The sequence below is a fragment of the Virgibacillus sp. AGTR genome (genome assembly GCF_016919725.2).
GTDB classification, from domain to species: Bacteria; Bacillota; Bacilli; order Bacillales; family Amphibacillaceae; genus Virgibacillus; species Virgibacillus salarius.
In genome coordinates, this window is record NZ_JAJERH010000197.1 from 1 (window position 1) to 341 (window position 341).

Below are 341 nucleotides of genomic sequence, written 5' to 3' on the forward strand. Positions count from 1 at the left end.
TCTGACGATATCTTCCCGAAAGCCTTCTTTACGATGAATCATCACCGATTGATTCCAATGATGGCTATCTGTAAAGTTGTGTTCAAAAAACATCTTTTGAATTGGAATTAGCGGTGCTTCTCCAATCACTTCTTCTTGACTTACTTTACTTTCAAAAGAGATAAGCTGCTCACGAATGGAATGAATCGTTCCATTTTTAAATAATTCATTCATAGCTAATTTAAAGCCATGTTTTTGTACACCGGAGACTATTCTGATTGCTTTAATGGAATCTCCACCTAAATCAAAAAAGTTATCATGGATTCCGACTTTGTCTATGCCTAATACCTCTGACCAAATTA

The 341-nt window shown here is 35.2% G+C and carries 1 protein-coding gene; it reads right to left on the bottom strand.

What is annotated here, in order from left to right; genetic code table 11:
* Nucleotides 1-341 (bottom strand): phosphopantetheine-binding protein (locus JUJ52_RS23210; RefSeq protein WP_228089269.1); only part of this gene is annotated, 341 nt, incomplete at both ends.